17 protein-coding genes are annotated in these 17,424 nt (G+C 64.3%); 4 read left to right on the plus strand and 13 right to left on the minus strand.

Going from position 1 to position 17,424, the window contains the following annotated elements:
• Positions 1-42 precede the first annotated feature (42 nt).
• Entirely contained in the window at positions 43-2,517 is a 2,475-nt protein-coding gene (locus CDO87_RS13675; RefSeq protein ID WP_100929287.1) for an adenosylcobalamin-dependent ribonucleoside-diphosphate reductase, read from the plus strand.
• 173 nt (positions 2,518-2,690) lie between these two features.
• Here the strand turns inward: CDO87_RS13675 and CDO87_RS27590 are convergent, their stop codons facing one another.
• From CDO87_RS27590 to tnpA, 6 genes are all read right to left on the minus strand, one after another.
• Complete coding sequence (locus CDO87_RS27590) at positions 2,691-3,095, minus strand: zinc-ribbon domain-containing protein (protein ID WP_100929288.1); 405 nt, start codon at positions 3,093-3,095, stop codon at positions 2,691-2,693.
• A gap of 333 nt (positions 3,096-3,428) precedes the next feature.
• Positions 3,429-4,618, minus strand: a protein-coding gene (locus CDO87_RS13685; protein ID WP_100927447.1) for an IS3 family transposase whose coding sequence is annotated in 2 segments (ribosomal slippage) — positions 3,429-4,366 and positions 4,366-4,618 — 1,191 coding nt in all. Because the reading frame shifts where the segments join, the coding sequence is not laid out codon by codon here.
• 276 nt (positions 4,619-4,894) lie between these two features.
• Complete coding sequence (locus CDO87_RS13690; protein WP_027264264.1) at positions 4,895-5,488, minus strand: plasmid pRiA4b ORF-3 family protein; 594 nt, start codon at positions 5,486-5,488, stop codon at positions 4,895-4,897.
• Entirely contained in the window at positions 5,485-7,110 is a 1,626-nt protein-coding gene (tnpC, locus tag CDO87_RS13695) for an IS66 family transposase (RefSeq protein ID WP_100927451.1), read from the minus strand. Before tnpC ends, CDO87_RS13690 begins: the two co-directional genes overlap by 4 nt.
• A gap of 60 nt (positions 7,111-7,170) precedes the next feature.
• Positions 7,171-7,521, minus strand: a complete 351-nt coding sequence (tnpB, locus tag CDO87_RS13700; RefSeq protein WP_100927450.1) for an IS66 family insertion sequence element accessory protein TnpB — start codon at positions 7,519-7,521, stop codon at positions 7,171-7,173.
• Positions 7,518-7,934, minus strand: a complete 417-nt coding sequence (gene tnpA, locus CDO87_RS13705) for an IS66-like element accessory protein TnpA (protein WP_100927449.1) — start codon at positions 7,932-7,934, stop codon at positions 7,518-7,520. The genes tnpB and tnpA overlap by 4 nt, the downstream gene beginning before the upstream one ends.
• Positions 7,935-8,003: 69 nt before the next feature.
• Between tnpA and CDO87_RS13710 the strand changes: the two genes are divergently transcribed.
• The 3 genes from CDO87_RS13710 (at position 8,004) to CDO87_RS13720 (ending at position 11,720) form a co-directional block, all read left to right on the plus strand.
• Positions 8,004-8,165 carry a hypothetical protein gene (locus tag CDO87_RS13710; protein WP_157814989.1) on the plus strand — a complete coding sequence of 54 codons (162 nt, stop codon included), beginning with the start codon at positions 8,004-8,006 and terminating at the stop codon, positions 8,163-8,165.
• A 33-nt stretch (positions 8,166-8,198) separates the two neighbouring features.
• Entirely contained in the window at positions 8,199-10,046 is a 1,848-nt protein-coding gene (locus CDO87_RS13715; RefSeq protein ID WP_157814990.1) for a TniQ family protein, read from the plus strand.
• A gap of 585 nt (positions 10,047-10,631) precedes the next feature.
• Positions 10,632-11,720, plus strand: coding sequence for a TRAP transporter substrate-binding protein (locus tag CDO87_RS13720; protein ID WP_100929291.1), 1,089 nt, complete (start codon positions 10,632-10,634; stop codon positions 11,718-11,720).
• An 81-nt stretch (positions 11,721-11,801) separates the two neighbouring features.
• On the opposite strand, the gene CDO87_RS13725 is transcribed toward CDO87_RS13720, so the two are convergent.
• From CDO87_RS13725 to CDO87_RS13755, 7 genes are all read right to left on the minus strand, one after another.
• A complete protein-coding gene (locus CDO87_RS13725; protein ID WP_100929292.1) occupies positions 11,802-13,193 on the minus strand; it encodes a TRAP transporter large permease subunit in 1,392 nt (463 codons plus the stop codon).
• Entirely contained in the window at positions 13,193-13,768 is a 576-nt protein-coding gene (locus tag CDO87_RS13730) for a TRAP transporter small permease subunit (protein WP_100929293.1), read from the minus strand. Before CDO87_RS13730 ends, CDO87_RS13725 begins: the two co-directional genes overlap by 1 nt.
• Positions 13,769-14,155: 387 nt before the next feature.
• Positions 14,156-14,512 carry a hypothetical protein gene (locus tag CDO87_RS13735; protein WP_100929294.1) on the minus strand — a complete coding sequence of 119 codons (357 nt, stop codon included), beginning with the start codon at positions 14,510-14,512 and terminating at the stop codon, positions 14,156-14,158.
• Between the two features lie 74 nt (positions 14,513-14,586).
• A complete protein-coding gene (locus CDO87_RS13740) occupies positions 14,587-15,450 on the minus strand; it encodes a transglutaminase family protein (RefSeq protein WP_100929295.1) in 864 nt (287 codons plus the stop codon).
• 217 nt (positions 15,451-15,667) lie between these two features.
• On the minus strand, positions 15,668-15,958 hold the full coding sequence (locus CDO87_RS13745; RefSeq protein ID WP_100929296.1) for a hypothetical protein: 291 nt from the start codon (positions 15,956-15,958) through the stop codon (positions 15,668-15,670).
• 52 nt (positions 15,959-16,010) lie between these two features.
• Positions 16,011-16,241, minus strand: a complete 231-nt coding sequence (locus CDO87_RS13750) for a hypothetical protein (protein WP_100929297.1) — start codon at positions 16,239-16,241, stop codon at positions 16,011-16,013.
• 336 nt (positions 16,242-16,577) lie between these two features.
• A complete protein-coding gene (locus CDO87_RS13755) occupies positions 16,578-17,381 on the minus strand; it encodes a transglutaminase family protein (protein WP_254698122.1) in 804 nt (267 codons plus the stop codon).
• Between the last annotated feature and the right edge of the window lie 43 nt (positions 17,382-17,424).

Here is a 17,424-nt window from a genome sequence, read left to right on the forward strand (position 1 = left end):
CCGTTCAGCCTGTCTTCCCTCGTCGAAGGAGAATCACCCGCCATGACTCGTTTCGCCGCGCCCATTGCCGAACAGATCTGGGACATGAAGTATCGCCTCAAGGAGGCGGATGGGACACCCGTCGACCTTTCGGTGGAAGACACCTGGCGGCGCATCGCCCGCGCGCTGGCGAAGGTCGAGGCGGAGCCGTCGGCCTGGGAAGAGCGGTTCTACGCCGCGCTGGAGGACTTCAAGTACCTGCCCGCAGGCCGCATCACCGCGGGCGCCGGCACGGCCCGCTCCGTCACGCTGTTCAACTGCTTCGTCATGGGCACGATCCCCGACACCATGGGCGGCATCTTCGACATGCTGAAAGAGGCCGCGCTGACCATGCAGCAGGGCGGCGGCATCGGCTACGACTTCTCCACCATCCGGCCCAAGGGCGCGCCGGTCACGGGCGTGGCCGCCGACGCCTCCGGCCCGCTGTCCTTCATGGACGTCTGGGACGCCATGTGCCGCACGATCATGTCCGCAGGCAGCCGCCGCGGCGCGATGATGGCGACCATGCGCTGCGACCATCCGGACATCGAGGCCTTCATCGGCGCGAAGTCCGACAGCGCGCGGCTGCGGATGTTCAACCTCTCCGTGCTGGTGACCGACGCCTTCATGGAGGCGGTGAAGGACGACGGCCCGTGGGAGCTGCAGTTCGACGGCACGGTCTATCACACCGTGCAGGCGCGTGACCTATGGAACCGCATCATGCGCGCGACCTACGACTACGCCGAGCCGGGGGTGATCTTCATCGACCGGATCAACAAGGCCAACAACCTCAACTACGTGGAGACCATCGCCGCCACCAACCCCTGCGGCGAGCAGCCCCTGCCGCCCTACGGCGCCTGCCTGCTGGGATCTGTGAACCTTGCGCGGCTGGTGGCCGAGCCCTTCACCGACGCCGCCCGCCTCGACGAGGAGGCGCTGGACGAACTGGTGACCTGCGCCGTGCGGATGATGGACAACGTGGTCGACGCCTCGCGCTTCCCCCTGCCGCAGCAGGCCGAGGAGGCGAAGAACAAGCGCCGCATCGGCCTGGGTGTGACCGGGCTGGCCGACGCGCTTCTGATGATGGGCCAGCGCTACGGGTCCGAGGCCGCCGCCGATCAGGCCGAACGCTGGCTGAAACGGATCGCCCGCGCCGCCTACCTCGCCTCTGTCGAGCTGGCGAAGGAGAAGGGCGCCTTCCCGCTTTTCGACGCCGAGAAGTACCTCGCCTCCGGCAACATGATGGCGATGGATGAGGACGTCCGCGAGGCGGTCCGCACGCACGGCATCCGCAACGCGCTGGTCACCTCCATCGCGCCCACCGGGACGATCTCGCTTTACGCCGGGAACGTGTCGTCGGGGATCGAGCCGGTCTTTGCCTACGCCTACACCCGCAAGGTGCTGCAGAAGGACGGCACCCGGACGGAGGAAGAGGTCGTCGACTACGCGGTGCAGATGTACCGCGCGGTGCACGGCGAGGACGCGGAGCTGCCCGACTACTTCGTGAACGCCCAGACGCTGGCGCCTTTGGAACACGTCCGGATGCAGGCCGCCGCCCAGAAGTGGGTCGACAGCTCGATCTCCAAGACGATCAACTGCCCGGAGGACATCTCCTTCGAGGACTTCAAGGAAGTCTACATGGCGGCCTACGAGACGGGCTGCAAAGGCTGCACCACCTACCGCCCGAACGACGTGACCGGGTCGGTGCTGAGCGTGTCGGAAGACTCCTCGGCATCACGAATGAAAGTCGCCAGGAAAAAGGCCGGACTGACTCAGCAAGATTTGGCGGCAGCTTTGCAGGTCAATCAAGCGACAATTTCCAAACTCGAGACCAGCGGGTTGGAGAAGTTTGGCAAAATAGAAGAATTGGCAACAGCCATGAATGTCAGCGCTTCGTGGCTTCGCTTCGGCGAAGGCGTCCCCGAAGTCGTCGCCTCCACCGACGCCGAACCCCAGACTCCGCACGGCGACGTCATCTACATGTCCGAACCCTTCGACCGGCCCGAGCACCTGGAGGGCAACACCTACAAGCTGAAGTGGCCCGACAGCGAACACGCAATCTACCTGACGATCAACGACATCATCGTCGGTGGACGGCGCCGGCCCTTCGAGGTCTTCATCAACTCCAAGAACATGGAGCATTTCGCCTGGACCGTGGCGCTGACCCGGATGATCTCGGCGGTCTTCCGGCGCGGCGGGGACGTGTCCTTCGTGGTCGAGGAACTGAAGGCCGTCTTCGACCCGCGCGGCGGCGCATGGGTGCAGGGCAAGTACATCCCCTCGATCCTCGCGGCCATTGGCGGCGTCATCGAGCGCCACATGATCGCGATCGGCTTCCTGGAGGGCGAAGGCAAGGGCCTGAAGTCCGACCCCACCGCCAAGGTCGTTGGCCTCGACGCCCCCCGCGGCAAGGCCTGCCCCTCCTGCGGCCAGTTCACGATGATGATGGTCGAAGGCTGCATGACCTGCGCCTCCTGCGGCCACTCGAAGTGCGGGTGAGTGGGGGCTTGTGATAGTCAGTGTGTGTTCATACCACCATACCTTGGCCATGTAATGGCCTGAGATGACCATTTGCCAAGCAAATCGTGCCCATTCTTAGAGAGGCGCGATTAGCTTCGTCTTGGGAGGATGGCAGCCCGGCACGCGCTCGATCGCAGCGTGGGCTTGTTCCTCTATAGGTGTGGGCATTTTTGCAGATGCGGTCCGAAGAACGAGATGGGCATCGGGTCAGGCACGGTCCTACGTGCCGCCCGCTGCGCCTTTCGTGGTTCCGTGATTGGAGTAGAGTTTCGAACGGACATGATTGCATTCTCGGCAATTCTTGTTGCTCGGCATTCGCGCTGAGCGATGGCCATGCTTGCAAGGTTTGCCATTGAAGTAGAACTTTGCCCCAACACGCCGCGTTCCAGTTGACTTGGCGGCAGGTTTTCCAGTCTGACGTCCGAGAGTGGATTGGCGCATGTTGGACATCCGTTTTCGGCGACACGGCTACGGAGGTTCACGCTAAATCTGTGTCCGGGAGAGCATCGCCAGTCAAATTTCTTTTCAGGGTCGGTGGTTAGGTTGTCTGGTGTCAGGTCGCCACTGGCATCGTCATCCTACTCCACGGTCAGATCTGGCTCTTTGGTGGAGGCTGATTTTGGGTGATACCCGCTTGTCTGGATAGAAGGGCAACCTTGCCCGCTGCTGCGAGCGTTGATGGGCGTCTTCCAGACGTCATTGCGGTTATTTGGCAGACCCAGATTGCGACCGTCTTGGAGCCATATGTGAGGTCATGTGGCACCATTGATCTGCGATCTCCGGGCGTTTCGCGGCGAGGCTGTTCTCCTCCAGATGACACGCGGGGTAGGTAGCGCCATTTCCACGCGCGCCGACAGCGGCCTTCCAGGTGTTGACCTGCCACTGAACTTTCATCCAGCCACGACCGGAGCCCGGTTAGTGTTTACGCCGGTTGGCGCAGGTTGAGCAATCGCCCGGCGCGCGGAGCTTTCATCTCGCGCAGCGGGGCGGGCGATTGCGGTGGTCAGGGTCCGCGCGTAGGCAGCCGGGGTCTGGTAATCCAAGGCCGAATGGGGGCGCTCGGTGTTGTAGTCCGTAGCCCAGGCTGCGATCACGATCCGCGCATGGGCCAGATTGCGGAACATGGTCTCGTTGAGCAGCTCGTCGCGCATCCGGCCGTTGAAGCTTTCGACGAAACCGTTCTGCATCGGCTTGCCCGGCGCGATGTAGTGCCATTCGACCCGGTGCTCGGAACACCACCGCAGGATCGCGTTACTGGTCAGCTCCGTCCCATTATCGCTGACAATCATGCCGGGCTTGCCGCGGCGCTCGATCAGGGCCGTCAGTTCACGCGCGACACGGCGCCCTGAGATCGAGGTGTCCGGGATCGCCGCCAGGCATTCCCGGGTGACGTCGTCGACCACGTTGAGCACGCGGAAGCGCTGGCCGTTGGCGAACTGGTCATGGACGAAATCCAATGACCAACGGGCGTTCGGTCGCGCCTCGACCAGGATCGGTGCCCGCGTTCCGACCGCCTTGCGCCGCGCCTTCCGCTTGCGCACCGTCAGCCCTTCTTCGCGGTAGAGCCGATAGATCCGATTGATCCCCGAGGGCTCGCCCTCGCGGCGCAGCAGCACGAACAGGCGCCGGTAGCCGAACCGCCGACGCTCGTTGGCCAGGTCCCGCAACCGGCCGCGCAGAACCGTGTCCGGCGCGCGCTGAGATCGATAGCGGATCATCGTGCGATCCGCGCCGACGATGTGGCAGGCCCGCCGTTCCGACAGGCCATGCTCAGCCTGAAGATAGGCGACGACTTCGCGCTTCACCGCGGGCCCTACCACTTTTTTGAAACCAGATCCTTCATCGCCGCCAGATCCAGCATCTGTTCGGCCAGAAGCTTCTTCAACTTGGCGTTCTCATCCTCAAGCGCCTTCAGCCGCTTGGCCTCTGATACCGTCATGCCACCGAACTTGGCCTTCCAGTTGTAGAAGGTGCCTTCCGACATGCCGTGCTTGCGGCATAGATCGGCGCACTTCGCGCCGGCCTCATGCTCGGCCAGGATGCCGATGATCTGCTCGTCCGTGAATCTCGTTCGCTTCATTGTCCGTCCTCAGGTTGGGCCGGACTCTAATCGACGGTGGAGGAAAAATCCCGTGGCAGGTCACCGGCGCTACTTTCCGATCGCTCTGCCGCAGGTCTCTGGGGGAACGGACTGTAAACGGCTATGGGCAATTCTCGGAGGCTATTGTGGTCGAGCCGGTCTCGAACTTCCGGATCGTAGTGATCTGATGGAAAGGCTCGTGCACGCCGGCCGTCAGCGCTTCGGTCGCTGCATCGAGCGTAACCATCCGGCGTAGGCCGCGGTCGCTGGCGTCACTCAGATCGTAGTTTTGGGTTTGCGAGGCCGCGGGGCCCATTTCTTCGCCAGCCGCTCGAAGCGTTCGATGATGGTGCCGGCCCCGGCATCCTCGGCGTCGAAGTCCCCGCCCGACCAGTGGACCATGTCCTCGTGCTGCTCGTGATCGGGATCGGCGAGGGCTTCGAGGAACTCTTCGTAGCCCCAGGCGCCGCCGACGTCCTCCGGTGGACAGGCCCCCGCGGCCTTCAGAAGCCGCGGATAGGTCACGCCCTGAGTGGCCTCGCCCACCCGCTCGATCCGGATGCTGTGGTCCCAGTCATCACCGAAGTCGTAGACATACTGGATCGTCCTGGTGGCGGTCTGGTCGAGCAGCTTTTCCAAAGTCATTTTCTTCGCGTCCATGGGGCCGTCGTAGAACCCGTCCGGGTCGGGCATGCCCCAACCGGCATCCCCCACCCGGAACTCGTAGAGATGGGTGTCGGTCCAGCCCATGGCCGCTTGGATGACCTCATGCAGCCGGTCGAGCCTGATCTTCAGCGGCACCTCGATGTGGCGCATCGGCATTGGCTCGACGTCGTTCAAGATGATCCGGAGGCGGGCGATCAGGGTCATGCGGCGATCCTTTGCCGTGTCGGGGACCAATTCCAAGGCAGGAGATCCGGCACCCGGGAGGCTGTCGTGCCAGGCAGCCGGGCGAGGACGTCGCCGAGCCAGGCCTGAGGGTCGACATCGTTCATCTTCGCAGTGACGATCAGCGAATACATGAAGGCGGCGCGGTCACCGCCGCGCTCGGAGCCGGCGAAGAGCCATGACTTCCGGCCAAGGGCCACACCGCGGAGTGCTCTCTCGGCCGCGTTGTTCGTCAAGCAGACCCGCCCATCCTCGAGGAAGCGCGTGAAGGCCTCCCATCGGTCTTTCTTGAACATGTAATTGATCGCCTTGGCGACAGGATTGTGCTTCGACATCGTGCCCTGCTCGGCGCGCAGCCAAGCGTGCAATGCCTCAACCAAGGGACAGGACAACCGGTGCCTGGCCTCGAGCCGGAACGTGGCATCATGGCCGTTGATCTGGCGTTCGATGTCGAAGATCGCATCGATCCTTGCCACCGCCTCCAGTGCGACAGGAGATATATCGTGGGCGGACTTGCCCTTGCGGACATTGCCCTTGATGTCGGCAAGCTCGAAGAACTTCCGCCGGGCATGGCTCCAGCAGAGCGCGCTTCCGGCCGGACCGGGATCACGATCGCCGCGATAGAGGTCGTTGTAACCGCCATAGGCATCGGCTTGAAGGATGCCCCGCCACCCGGCGAGATGCCGGTTCGGGTGAGCCATCTCCCGATCGCGCGAGAAGTAGAACAGCGCGGCCGGCGGCGCACCGCCCGCGAAGGGCCGGTCGTCGCGGACATAGGTCCAGAGCCGCGCGGTCTTCGTGCCGCCCCGGGCCAAGAGCGGCACCGTGGTGTCGTCGCCGTGCAGCCGCTCGGCGGCCAGGACATGGGCCCTGATCAGCGCATGAATCGGCTCCAGCGCAACGGTGCAGGCGCCGACCTGGTCAGCCAGGGTGGACAGGCTGACCTCGACACCTTCCTTGGCGTAGCGCTCGACTTGCCTGTTCAGCGGCTGATGCTGGCCGAACTTCTCGAACAGGATCATCGCCAGCAGGTTGGGCCCAGCCCAGCCACGGGGCGTGGGATGGAACGGCGCTGGCGGCTGGCTGATCTTCTCGCATGCCCGGCAGGTGAACTTCTCGCGGACCGTCTGGATCACCTTCCACTGCCGGGGAATGACCTCCAGCGTCTCGGTGATATCCTCGCCCATCTTCACGATGCGATCCGAGCCACAGCAGGAACAGGCCGTGGGCGCCGAAATCACCACGCGCTCGCGCGGCAGATGCTCCGGGAAGGGTTTGCGGGCCGGGCGGCGACGCTCGAACCCCGCGACGGACGTGGTCTTCACTACCTTCTCGGCGGCGATCTCGTCTTCAGTGGCTGCGGCCTCGAGTTCCTCAAGCTGCAATTCCATCTGGTCGATCAGGCGGGCGCGGCGCTCGGAGCTGTGGCCATATTGCTCGCGCCGGAGCTTGGCGATCTCAAGCCGGAGATGCCTGATCATCGCTTCCGAGGTCGAGACCACCGCCCGGGTCTGCGCCAGCTCGCTCTCTGCGGCCTCGGCACGGGCCTCCGAGGCCGCAAGCGCGGCGCGCAATCTGGTGATCTCGGAAGCGGCATCTGACATGGCCGAGACCTACCATGCAGGCATCGGAAAGCCCATAAGAATAAGGCTGGAGAAGCCAATTTATCCCGCCTTTGCAGGGCGTTGCGTCCAGCGCGGATTGCGCCAGTCGATCCCCTCCAAGAGATAGCCGAGCTGGGCTGCGGATATCTGCACCGCTTCACCACTTCCGCTGGTCGGCCAGATGAACTTCCCGGCCTCCAACCGCTTGGTATAAAGCGACATGCCGACACCGTCGTACCAAAGCAACTTTACCAGGTCGCCCTTGCGCCCGCGGAAGCAGAAAATCTCGCCCGCATGCGGATCACGTCCCAAACCCTGCTGCACTGTCAGCGCCAAGGTGTTCATCCCTCGCCGCATGTCGGTGACCCCACCGGCAATCCATACGCGCACCCCCGCCGGGAAGGCGATCATCGGCTTTCCAGGGCCGGCAGCAGCCGCGCCAAAACCTCTGGCTCCACCGACGAAGGGACGAGAAGCCGTCGCCCGTTCCTCAGCACGATCTCGAGCTGGACATCAGGCGTGCTGCGTGGCGCCTCCCGTGCGGTCGCGGGCACGGTCGGAGGTGCCATGGGCGGCGAAACAGCCAGCGGGATGAAGGAAGGCGGTGTCTCGGCGCCAAGTTCGCCAGCGCGATACTGGCGCCGCCATATCGTCAGCAGAGAGCGAGATACGCCATGCCGCCGCGCCGTGGCTGTCACCTGGCGATGCCCCAGGAAGCTCTCCTTCACGATCGCGATCTTGTCGCCATCGCTCCAGTGACGACGGCGCGGCGCATCCGCGGCAGAGAGGACTTCAATCTCGGGTCTGAACTTATGGTCGGCCATAAGGTCGGACTTAGCACCGACGCTGAAACCCCGTCAGACGGCCTCCACCGGAGGCATACCATCGAGCAGATGATTGACGCGATCGAGATCGCCTCCGCGCGCGGCGACACCAAGCTCGACAGCCAGCATTTCGTTGATGCTTATTTCGCGAGGGAAGGGTGCTCGGCCGGCGAGAATATCTTCCTCGCACCCCGTTGGTCGGCGATCCAGCTGCACAGCCGCACCGTCTGAACCTTACTCCGCTGATCTGACAGGAGCCCGATGATGTCGGTTCTCGTTCCCTTCTTGCCCTTCGACCTGTGCGAAACTCCGATGTCCTTCGTCACGCGTCTTGCCGGATTCCATCTCGGCACACGGGTTGTTCCCTTCCTCCATGATATCGGCATTCGTCCGGAAGCACTTGCCGGTTGCGAGTTCGATGCCGTCGAGCAGCTCGCCGGGCTCACCGGTGCCGAGAGCGCTGCGCTCCATCGCAATTCGGCGCGCAGGATCGGGAAGCGACGGTTCGATCTGCGCGGGCATGAACTGACCGCTGAATTTTTTGCCAGCCCAGACACCGTCTTCTGCCCGGCATGTCTGCGTGAGAACGATATCGAGGCTTCCGATATCGCGACCGCTCGGCGGGGGCGCCTGGAGTGGACCTTTCGGCCTGTCTACACGTGTCCAGTTCATGGGCTCGCACTTGTCCGCCGGCGGAAGCAGCGATGGGACGATCAATTCCGCGAGCTGGCATCCATGGTGCCCGAGCGCGGAGCTGAACTGGATCGTCTGGTTGACGATGCGGAGCAGCGGTCCGCATCGCCATTGCAGGCATATGCACTCGATCGCCTCGACGGCGCGTCCGGGCCGGAGTGGCTCGGCGGGCAAACGATGGAGCAAGCAGTGCGGAGCACAGAGATGCTCGGGATGCGCATCCAGTTCGGCGCCTCGAAGAAGCCGTCCGAAATGACGCCAGACGATTGGGACGCGGCGGGCAGGGCCGGCTACGAAATTACATCGAGAGGGGAACCCGCAATCCGCGATGCGCTGTATCAGATGCAGGCGGAATTTCGTGGAACGAGCGGAAAACCAGGGTGCCGCAAGATCTTCGGACCGTTCTACGAATGGCTTTCCTCAACCAAGAACCGCAAGGATGCAGGCGACATTACGCGCATCTTGCGGGACCATATCCTCGATACGATGGACGTTGCCGCCGGTCAGGCCGTTCTTGGGTGTGTGCTTGACGAGCGCCGGTTGCACAGCGTGCAGTCCCTCGCCTGTGAGACCGGGCTTGATCCCCGGACGCTCCGGAACGTTCTCGCCGCGCGCGGCCTCATCCCGGTCGAGCAGAAAATCACTGGCCACCATGTGTTCGACGCGGAGAAAGGCCGAGAGGTCGCGGGCTCAGTCCTTCGCCTGACCCATGTCAGCGCACTCGGAAAAGCGCTGGGCTGCACGCGTCCTCTCGCGGATCAGCTCCTCGACGAACGCCTTCTCCGCGCGATTTCAGACGGTTCGAACTCTACTGCTGGTCGGACCTGGAAAGGAGTGGACAACCGTGAGATCGAGAGATTTCTCGAAGCCCTTCGTGCCGCGGCGTGCCCGGTGGACGTCGTGCCGACGGGGATGGTCCCCATCGCCAAAGCGGCCGAGAAGGCCAAGCTTCTCAGTGTCGAGATCGTGCACCTGATCCTCGGAGGCTTCATCGAGAAAGTCGCACGGCTCCGCGACGTGAATGGCTATTCAGCCATACTTGTCGATCCTGATGAGGTTCGTGCTCAATCGAACTCCGTTCTGGCCGGCGTGTCGGCTTCTGCCGCGTTTGGCCGCCTCAAGATCCCAAAGGCCACTGGCTGGGCACTGGTTGACCGCCGCGAATGGCCTGGGCTCCATCCGCTGGTCATCAATGGTCGGACGCGACAGCATCAGTTTTACCGTTTTTCCGAGGAGGCCGTTGCGGACTTCATGTCCGAGTTCACGACGGAAGCTCGGCTCGCAACCCAATATAATGTCGAGAGGCGGGTCGTGGTCTCTCACATAAAAAAAGCTCGGGTCCGGCCAGCGCTCGATGCCTCCGAGATCGGTGTCAGCATTTACCGAGCTGTGGATATGATTGAGCTTGAACTGACGTAGCACAGGGTCACCGAGCGAGATCAGCTCGAAAGTCAGACAAGTCAGAAATTCGAACGAAGGCCGCCATCTTGGCGGCCTTTTTGTTGTGAAAATTCGAACCCATGCGCTATATCTCTTTCAGACGCTGCCGCCCCGTTCGGTAGTCGGTATTGGCGCGCGTGATCCGAGTGGACACGAATTGGTTGTCGAATGGTCAAATCGTTGGATTTCGCGGTTTTACGCTACCAAAATTCAATGACTTAGCGGTGGTCTATGGTCATTTTATGCTGGTCGCTTCAGTGTGGCGTGCCACGCCGCATGACCTAACCGTCTCAAAAGGCCATTTTGCCTGAGAAGATGAAGAAACGGCCCCGGGGAGTACCCGAGGCCGTTTGCATGTCGCGCTGTGACGATGCCTGGTGGTGCGGTCCGGGATCGGCACGACGAGCCGGACAGGTATTGATGCGTTCTGCATTTCCATGACCGGGTAAACAACATGCTGTCGGCACTGGACTGTCTCTGCCTGTCCTGTATTGATGGCCGCCGAAGCGGTCCGGGTTTGTCCGGAAACCGTGGAAAAGACCTATCAAATCTGTGGGAGGAAACATGGATCGTCGTTCTTTCATTCGCCGTGGTGCCCTGGCAGGCGCCGGTGCCGCAGCGCTGGCCAGCCCGGCCGTCGCGCAGGACCGTATCACCTGGCGCATGGTCACCACCTGGCCGAAGAATTTCCCCGGTCTCGGTGTCGGCGCGCAGCGCCTGGCAGACCGGATCACCGCCGCTTCGGGCGGCCGTCTGACCGTGCAGGTCTATGCCGCCGGCGAGATGGTGCCGCCGCTGCAGTCGCTGGATGCCGTGATCGACGGCACCGCCGAGATGAGCCACGGCGCCGCCTACTACTGGCAGAACAAGTCCACCGCGTTGAACTACTTCACCGGCGTGCCCTACGGCATGACCTCGCAGGAGCTGGGCGGCTGGGTGCGTCACCTGGGCGGACAGGAGCTGTGGGACGAGGTCTATGACCAGTTCGGCGTGCAGGCCTTCCTGTCGGGCAACACCGGCACCCAGGCGGGCGGCTGGTTCCGCGACGAGCTGACCGGTCTCGACAGCCTCAAGGGCGTGCGCTTCCGCACCCCCGGCCTCGGCGGTCGTGTCTGGGAAAAGCTCGGCGCCACCGTGACCAACATGGCAGCGGGCGAAATCTTCCAGGCGCTGCAGTCGGGCGCGCTGGACGCGGCCGAATTCGTCGGCCCCTACAACGACCTGGCGCTCGGCTTCCACCAGGTGGCGAAGAACTACTACTTCCCGTCCTTCGTGGAGCCGGGTCTCGCGACCGAGCTGGTGGTGGACAAGGCCAAGTACCAGGAACTGCCGGAAGACCTGCAGGCCCTCGTCCGCGATGTCTGCCAGGCCGAGTACGACATGGTCGCCTCGGACTTCGTGGCGAACGACCCGCGCGCGCTGAAGACCCTTGTCGAGGAGCACGGCGTGCAGGTGCGCCAGTTCCCCGAGGAGATCCTCGAAGCGGGTGCAAAGGCGTCGATGGAGATCATCGCGGAGCTGCGCGACAGCGGCGACGAGATGACCCGCAAGGTCACCGAGCACTTCATCGAATCGCTGAACATGATGCGCACCCGTACCGAGGGCAACGACCTGAGCTTTGTCCAGGCGCGGGCGAAGTACTTCACCCTCTGAGCGATTTCCGCTTCGGAAAAACGAAAGGGCCCGGACGATGTCCGGGCCCTTCTTGCATGTGCGGCGCTGGTCGCGCCCGGCTCAGCCCGCGATGACGCTGGGCAGCCAGGTGACCACTTCCGGGAAGACGAAGAGCAGCGCAATCGCCAGGATCTGCAGCAGCACGAAGGGCATGATGCCCTTGTAGATGGCCGAGGTCGGCACGCTGTCGGGCGCCACGCCGCGCAGGTAGAACAGCGCGAAGCCAAAGGGCGGCGTCAGGAAGGACGTCTGCAGGTTCACGCCCACCATCACGCCCAGCCAGACCGGGCTGATGTCCATCGCCAGGAGGACCGGCGCGGTGATCGGGATCACGATGAAGATGATCTCGAACGTGTCGAGGATGAAGCCCAGCACGAACATGATCGCCATGACGGCGGCCACTGCCATCAGCGGACCACCGGGCAGGCCGGTCAGGAACTCGTGCACGAGGTTGTCGCCGCCCATCATCCGGAACACGACCGAGAAGACCGCGGCGCCGAAGAGGATGATGAAGACCATGCTGGTGATGGTGGCGGTCTGGATCGCCGTCTCGTGCAGGATCTTCAGCGACAGCTTCCAGCGCAGGGCGGCCAGCAGGGTGGCGCCCACTGCGCCCACGGAGGCCGCTTCGGTCGGCGTCGCGATGCCGCCGAGGATCGAACCCAGAACCGCCAGGATCAGCAGCAGCGGCGGCAGGAGCGCGGTGAATATCTCGCGCTTCAACCCGGCCTTTTCCTCGGGCGGGACGGGGGTTGCGGGGCAGCTTTCCGGGTCGGCGATGGCCTTGAAGATCACGTAGCCGATGTAGAGCACCACCAGCAGCACGCCCGGCAGCATGGCCCCGGCAAAGAGGTCGCCGACCGAGACCGGGCTGGGGGCGAAGTTGCCCTTGGCCATCTGGACCTGGGCGTTGATCCCCGAGAGCATGTCGCCCATGAAGATCAGCACGGTCGACGGCGGGATGATCTGGCCCAGCGTGCCGGAGGCGCAGATCACGCCCGTGGCCAGCGTCGGCTTGTAGCCCGCGCGCATCATGGCGGGCAGCGAGATCAGGCCCATGGTGACCACGGTTGCGCCCACGACGCCGGTGGAGGCCGCGAGCATGGCGCCCACGATCACCACGGAAATCGCAAGGCCGCCGCGCATGTTGCCGAAGAGCTTGCCCATGGTCATGAGGAGCTGCTCGGCGATCTGCGATCGTTCGAGCATGACCCCCATGAAGACGAAGAGGGGCACCGCCACCAGCACCTCGTTGGTCATGTAGCCGATGTAGCGGTTCGGCAGGGAGCCGAAGTTGGAGGGGTCGAACACCCCGTAGTACATGCCCACCAAGCCGAAGATCAGCGAGGTCCCCGCGAGGGTGAAGGCCACCGGGAAGCCCATCAGCAGGAAGCCGATGATGCCTACGAACATGAGGCCGGAGAGGAGTTCTCCGATCAGGACGGGATCCATCAGACGGCCTCCGTGGGATGGGTTGGATCTTCGGTGCGGGTGTAGCGGATGCGTTCGGGAACCAGGTCCTCGCGGCCCGCAAGCATCAGGATCGAGCGCAGGATCATCGCCAGCCCCTGCAATGCGATCAGCGCGGCGAAGACAAGGATGAAGGTCTTCAGCACGTAGAGCCCGGGCATGCCGCCGACGTTGGCGGAGCCTTCGCCGTAGCTCCAGGACCGCTGCACGAAGGGCCACGCGTAGGTCCAGACAACCCACATGGAGGGGAAGAGGAAGACGAGCACGCCCACCAGGTCGATCACCGCTTTCTTCTGCGGAGAGGCCGGGCGGTAGAAGATGTCGACGCGCACGTGGTTGTCGCGCAGCAGTGCGTAGCCCGCGACCGCGGTGAACATCGCGCCGTTGAGCCAGATGTAGAGATCCTGCATCCAGACGTGGCTGACGGCGAAGACATACCGCTGTACCACGACGGTGAAGCAGACGAGCACGATGCCGACCGACAGCCAGGACACGACCGTCCCGACGAAGGCGTTGATCGCGCAGATGATGGCGGCCATGCGCCCAATGAATTTCACGCTGCGTCCTCCTTCTGAGGGCCGGGAAAACCACCCGGCGGTACGGCGTTCTATCCCGACCACAAGGGGGAAGTCCAAGCGGTCTCGGCCGGGAATGTCGCATTTCGGCAGGAAAAATGCGCAACTCCGGGTCTGTTGAGGGGGCTTGGGGCCTCGGTCCCTTGGCGAACCGGTCTGCCGGGTGCCTCGGGAGACCTGGGCCTGGTCCTTAGGGCGGAGGGAGGATGGTGCCGGAGTGCCAGTTCCGCTGCACATCACGGCCATCCGCGCCCGAGGCAGCATAGAGGGTAAGCGGCAGGGAGCGGACTTGCGGGACCGTCGCGCGGTTGGCGGTCAATCAGCCTGCGCATTTCGCCGCGGACGGCCCGAAGCCAAATTTCACCGCGTTTACCGAAGGCTGCTGCGCAGCCAACTATCGCGGGCATCGGCGTCGGGGTGTGTTCTGGACTCCCCGCATATAGGCTGATGGCGTGCCCCTGCCTTCCCCGGCGGGAACAGATCATCACTCGTCTTTACGGTGCCGGTCAGGAAACCGGGCGCGTTTTCCATCGCGTAGCTGAACGGCCTCGGGGAATTGGGATTGATCGCGATTGTCATGCGCATGGCAAGAAGATCGCCTGTGTCGATCACCAGCCCGAACCATAGGGCATCGGCAGGAGAGCCAATACCGATCATCGGGATGATCGCAGCCGTCGTGACGATCATCAGGACGTTGCACACGAAGGGTCCAGGATTGTTCGGCATGTCCGGCTTTGCGGCGGGCTCGGTGTCACGCCCCGGCGCTTTTAGGCAATGCCCCGGTAAGAGGACACTGGAACTCAGGTGCGCACATCCACCGCGACATCAAGGCCGAGAAAGTCCCCGTTCCGGCCGCTGAAGCTGCCCGATACCGGCGAGATCTGGTGGATGTTGCGGGCCACCGCGACGGGGATCAGGTTGGCAGAGCCGACGGACCTGTTGGTCGGATCGAAGGGGGTCCAGCCGGCGCCGGGGATGAAGACTTCGGTCCAGGCGTGGGTCGCCCCCGTATCCGTGGACCCGGCAAGCTCGCCGCCGGGGTTGAACAGGTAGCCCGAAACGAGCCGCGCGGCGAGGCCCAGGGTCCGGACCGCTTCGGCAAAGAGCACGGCGAAGTCGCGGCAGGTGCCCCAGCCGCGGTCCAGCGTCTCGAGCGGTCCCTGCGTGCCCTCTGTCTCCCGGCTCTGGTAGCGGATGTCGCGGGTGATCGTGTTGCTGATGTCCTTGAGCAGCGCCAGCGTATCCGTCGGATGCGCCGCCACGAGGGACTCTGCCCAGTCGCGCAGGCGATGCTTGGCGTCCCAGCACTGCGGCGCCGGGAGCGCACCGAGATCGGTCACCTCGTCCGGTGAATAGGTAAAGGGATAGGACGCGGCCGAGGCGGCGATGGGAAAGACCGGCCAGACCGGCGCGCGCAGGTCGACCTCCATCCTCGCCGTGATCTCGAGCATACGCGCCGGGGTGGGGAAGACCGCCGAGGCGACGGCATTGCCGGCGACATCGTGCGACCAGTCGAGGACCGGCTCGGGCCGGATGTCGAGGGCGAATGACACGAGGCTGAGGTCGCGGGTCTCCCGCGGGCGCAGCATCAGCTGGTGTCGTCCGAGGGCGATGTCCTGCCGGAAAGTGTAGCGCGTCACGTGGGTGATCGTCAGCTGGGTCATGGGGGCTAGGAGGTCCGGCTGCCGCGTTGACGCCCTGTCGAGACAGCGCTGCGGACGCCGCTGCGCCATTCGGTCTTGCCCTTGCAGCGCCTGCAGATGCGTTCGCCGAACCCTTCGCTGGGAAAGGTGCCTTGGCAGCATAGGCACTTGCGGTCCGCCTGGACGTCTGCGGCCGACCGCGCTGTACGGTCGTCCGACCGAGTGTCACGCGTTACGGTCATATGGCGTCCTCGTGGCGCGTCACGCCCGGTACGTCAGCGATGGCCCGCGTGATGAGCAGACGGATGCGCAGGTCCGAGGGGTTTTCGATCAGGCCTTCACGCTCCAGGAAGGAGTGCCATTGTTCCCTGACCACGGCGCAATCGTGCGAGGGATCGGTGAGCATCTGGAGCGCAAGATCGTCGAGGTGCCCCCAGTCGTCCGCGCTGTCGGGATGCGGGTCCGCCGCGGCGACGGCGGGCGCGCTCATGAAAAATCGGGTGTCGAGCGCGATCAGATCACCGGTCATTCCGGCACCGGCCCGCGGGCTGTCGGCGCGTTCAGGCGCGCGCGGACGGGTCTCACTCGCCAATGCCCGGACGCGGGCTTCCCGGTCGCGGGCCATCCCCCACGGACATCGGGTCCGATGCGGAAGGCTGGCGCCCGAGGTGCGATGTCCGGCTTTGCCCGGAGGCGGGCGGAGACACACTGTAGAGGGTGCGTATCTCTGCGTCCGAGACCCCGTCCGCCAGCATGATGAGCTGGATCATCGGGTCTGCAAGCATCTGCTCGACGAAGCGGTTGGGCAGCATGATCGGTGCACCCCCTGTGCGCTCTCGGCTTTGCCGCTCGGGTGTGTTCTTGCGATGTGCCTCGCGTGGCCTCGGGGCGGAAACGGCAGAGAGCGTACCCCATTCTGGCGTCTCGCTGTCAAGCGGACAACAGAAAGGGCGCCCTGCGGAGGGGCGGACGAAAGGAAACCCGGTGAGGGCCGGGAACCGATTCTTGAGGCCAGGGGAAATGACCGTGTCGCGTGGAAGGTCCATCAGGGAACTCCTTGAAGCATCGGGAAAGCAAACGGAGCCTGCACGCCCGAAGGGGCGGTCAGGCACTGGCATGCAAGGCGGAGGTCCTTTGACCGGGTTCGGTCAGGGGGCGGGCACATTGCCTCCGGGCGTGTCGTCGACCTCATGCGTCCAGACCTCGAAGTCCGACAGCGTGCCCGGTCCGAAGATCTGCGTGAGCGGCACGTCCGCCGCGTCACGGCCGCGCGCCACCAGGATGCGCCCGGTGCGCCGCGTGTTGTTGCGGGGGTCGAACACCCACCACTGGCCGTCGAGATAGACCTCCATCCACGCGGCGAAATCGTCCGACGGGTGGGGCAGGGGCTGGCCGATCTCGCTCAGGTAGCCGGTGCAATAGCGCGCCGGGATGTTCATGCAGCGACACAAGGCAATCCCGAGATGGGTGAAATCCCGGCAGACCCCGTGCCCGCCGGCCAGCGTCTGCGCAGCGGTGCGGGTGGAATCGGCCTTCATGTAGTCGAAGGTGATGCTATCGTGCACGTAGTCGCAGATCGCCTGCACGCGGGACCAGCCCGGCGCGGCCTGGCCGAACAGCGCCCAGGCCTGCTCGGACAGCAGGTCGGTGTCGCAGTAGCGGCTGCCCAGCAGGTAGACGAGCGTGTCGAACGGCAGATCCTCGACGGCGTGTTGCTGCGCGTCGGGCGCGTAGGGGTCGGGCAAGCCTGTGTCGCGGAAGATCCCGTCGGTCGTCAGCGTGAACGCGCCCGCCGGGGCGATCATCCGGGTGCACCAGTTGCCGAATCCGTCGCGGTAGCTCTCGAGCGGAACGCTCGGTTGCGTCACGAGGTAATCCGCGCGCTCCAGGTCTCCGAAGCGGGAATAGTGCACGTTGAGCACCGCAATGACCGGCGTGGGTTGCGTCAGCATGTGGGTAATACGGCACCCGATGTGCATCCGCAGCCCGGGGCCG

The organism is Sagittula sp. P11, assembly GCF_002814095.1.
GTDB lineage: Bacteria > Pseudomonadota > Alphaproteobacteria > Rhodobacterales > Rhodobacteraceae > Sagittula.